The organism is Kitasatospora sp. NPDC043949 (assembly GCF_056435365.1).
On record NZ_JBWKEQ010000114.1, the window covers coordinates 1 to 3169 of the forward strand.

The following is a 3169-nucleotide window of genomic DNA, read 5'->3' on the forward strand; positions in this document are numbered from 1 at the left end:
CCAGGGCACCCCCATCGAAGCCGCCTGCCGCATCATCATCCTCGAAGACCAACTCGAAGAAGCCCTGCGCCTCAACGAACAACTCCGCCGCACCCCGCGCGGCCAGGAACCCGCAACCGACACCTGACCGGCCTCCGGCAACCCGGCCCACAGCTCCGCCCAACCGTACGGCCCACGCACAGGGCCGTACGGGGGCGGACGACCTCACCCTGCACGCTCTGGTCGCCCCGGAGATGGGCGACACCACTACGGCGCGCCTCACGCGAGAGCGGCGAACGAGACCGCGCCGGCCTTCATCCAGGGCCCGCACCGACGCGTGGTGCGTTAACGCCAGCCCTTTGAGGTGAGCGCGGCGAGGACGGCGGCCTGGGCGGCGGCCAACTGCTGCCACGCGGTGTCGAGTTCGCCAGTAACGTCCGCATCGTCCGGCTCGTCCGTGGTGGTGTCGGTGGGGCGCTTCATCGGCTGCGGCGCGCAGGTACGAGGGTGCCGGTGTCCAGGTGGGGGGGTGGTGTCGTCGCTGGGCGCGGCCTCGTCCGGTCCCAGGGTGGTCTGGAGCTGGGCGAGTTGACGTTCGACGCCGGTCAAGCTGGCCGCGCGATCCACGGTGACGACGCCGTCCACGACGCGGCGCAGCGGGTCGGCGAGCAGCCCAGCGCTGCGTTCGGCCAGGACTTCGGTCGCGACGGCGCGGGCAGCGCCGAGACGGTTGTACCGGTTGGTGAGGTCGTCGGCGGGGGTGGCGGTGCCGAGTGGTGCCGAGTTGGGATTGTAGCCAGGCGAGGACGGGCGGTTCCATGCGCTTCCGCTCGTACTTCAGCCTCGCGGCCTCAGCCTCCGCCGCACGGGACCGCATCCTGCCGACAGGCTCACCAGCCTTGCGCCCGGCGCGGCGGACCGCTGCCTCGTACGCCGGGCCGAGATCCGCTCGATCGGCGCCCCGGGGCCTACCCGAGGCCGCGAGAGGCACCACTGGGGTGGCAGGCATCTCGGGCCCGCCACCCCTGAAGCCGTACTGCTACGAACGCTGTCAGCCGACTCGCCATTTCTGGCCGGCGTTGTTGGAGTTGCAGGCCCACACGCCCAGCCCGTCGCCCTCCCGGTCAGCGGTGAGGCAGCCGCCTGCCGCGTTCACGAGCTGGTTCCAGCCGTCGCCCACACCCTGGAACGACCAGAGCTGGTTGTTGTTGCCGTCCTGGGCGTGGGCGAGATGGGTCCGGTGCGTATCCGGGTTGTGGTCGATGACCATGCCGCCACCGTAGGCCGTCTCGATCTGCCACATCCCGTTGCCCTTGTCCCAGAAGACCCATTCGTTGTTGGGATTCTCCGCTTCGCCCCGGGCGGCCTGGACCTCGGGACCCGGGGCGGTGCTGCCGCCTTCGAGATCGGCTTCGAATCCGTTGTTCGCCGACATGAGTTCCTCATGGACGCCGCTGGACGGCAACTCGCTGCCGGAATCCCGGACCGAGGGCGAGAATTGGACTGCGGCCTCCCCGCCGGACGTCTGGTACTCAATGGGTGCCTCGAGCAGGCCCGACGCGTCCGCGATGTCGACGAACTTCAGGACGCTCCCGCAGAACCGGCCGCCCCCTTCGGGGCAGGAGACCGGCTGGTCACCTGCCGAAATGATCCCGACCGCCGTGACGCCCTCAGGCGCGGGGACGAACACCGGCCCGCCGCTGTCTCCCCTTCCGGCCGCCGGGCCGTTCGACTGCTGCTTCGCGCTCCACGCAGGCCCGAACAGCTTGCTGTTGCCATTGCCGTCCTGGGCCTCGTACTGGAGAACCTTGCGCTTGACCTGGATCCCCCCAGCTCGCCGGAACTGGCCCCGGAGGTGATCACGATGTTGCCCACCACCGGACTGTCGGCGCCGACCACCGCGGACTTCGTCTGTCCTTGGGAGCCGCTACTGTTTGTACTGGCGCCCCGCCACACAGTCGGCTTGAAGAAGTCGGTGTTGCCGGCCTTCACGAGCGCCACGTCCACCGTGGTGTTCCGGTGGCTGACCTCAGCCGAGTCCAGGTTCGCGAACCACCCGCCCCAACCGTCGTATACGTCTTTCCTGTTCTCATCGGGGAAGCAGTGGCGCGCTGTGAACGCCCTCCCGTTGGTAGCCGTACGCTGGTCGTCCACGTGGCGCCGACGGGGCGGACCCCACCATCCGGTGCGGGAGCACGAACAGCGGGCCGTCCCGTCGCTGTCTGTCGTCAAGTCACCCGTTCATCAGCCTGGTACGGCGATCGAACGGACGGAGCCTGCGGGCCTGGCTGATGCGGCACCGTCGTGGAAGGTGCCAGCCGTGCTTCACGTGGTGCGGATCGCTGCGCCGGAAGCCCTGGTCGGCACCCGGTCGTACGCGGCGGTCGGACAGTTGTGCCGCGTTCGCACCCCAGGTCGGCGAGCCGCTCGGACTCCCTACCGGCCGTCGCACACCCCGCCTGACGCCGGCTCGACGCGCTCGGTGGCCGGCCTCGGCTGACGCCGGTCCACGTGGGCGTTGATCGTTTGTTTACCGCCTTCGCGCATGATCCTTCCTGCACAGGGCGCCCCACGCGTTCACGGGCGCGAACAGACGAGAGAGGCACACGGGGAAATGAAGACAACGAAGACGCTGCGGCACATGGCCCTCGGGATGGCGGCCGGCATGCTGGCACTGGTCGGGACGGTGGCGTCGGCAGGGACCGCGCAAGCCTACGACCTGCCGACCGCGGACATGGACGAGCCCGGCATCCTCTACCGCGGCGGCCACATCGAAGCGGGAGACACCCAGCTGATCCTGCAGAACGACGGCAACCTCGTCCTCTACCGGGCCTACCAGGAGGCAAGTCTCGTCCACCCCGTGTGGCAGGCCAACACCTGGGGCTGCGGCTACAAGGCGATCATGCAAGGCGACGGGAACTTCGTCGTCTACGACGCCAACAGCCGCCTCTGCTGGTCCGCCAACACCTTCAAGTCCAGCTCCTTGCAGAAGGCCAGCCTTCAGGTCTCCGCCCTCGGCGGCCTCAAGGTCGTCTTCGTCAACCCCAGCGGCGGCCGGAGCATCAGCTGGGCGACGATCCGCAGCTCGGACCTGTACTAGTAGGGCTTGGTCAGGTTTGTATGGATGTGGGTATGTCGCGGTGGCAGGTGGGGCAGGCGCCGGCCCAGGTTGCGAGGAGGAACTGCATTT

At 69.0% G+C, this 3169-nt stretch carries 3 protein-coding genes and 1 pseudogene; 2 read left to right on the top strand and 2 right to left on the bottom strand.

The annotated features are described in order from the left end of the window. A pseudogene (locus AC07AL_RS38485) lies at window positions 1–127 on the top strand (MerR family transcriptional regulator); the annotation flags it as partial. Between the two features lie 197 nt (window positions 128–324). Here AC07AL_RS38485 and AC07AL_RS38490 read toward each other — a convergent pair. Both AC07AL_RS38490 and AC07AL_RS38495 read right to left on the bottom strand, forming a co-directional pair. Further along, the gene (locus AC07AL_RS38490; RefSeq protein ID WP_363589626.1) at window positions 325–588 is read right to left on the bottom strand and encodes a hypothetical protein; all 264 of its coding nucleotides are present in this window, start codon (window positions 586–588) and stop codon (window positions 325–327) included. A gap of 442 nt (window positions 589–1030) precedes the next feature. Then, window positions 1031–1669, bottom strand: coding sequence for an RICIN domain-containing protein (locus AC07AL_RS38495; RefSeq protein WP_400812588.1), 639 nt, complete (start codon window positions 1667–1669; stop codon window positions 1031–1033). Window positions 1670–2593: 924 nt separating this feature from the next. On the opposite strand from AC07AL_RS38495, the gene AC07AL_RS38500 reads away from it, so the two are divergent. Then, the gene (locus AC07AL_RS38500; protein WP_400812590.1) at window positions 2594–3079 is read left to right on the top strand and encodes a hypothetical protein; all 486 of its coding nucleotides are present in this window, start codon (window positions 2594–2596) and stop codon (window positions 3077–3079) included. Window positions 3080–3169: the final 90 nt, after the last annotated feature.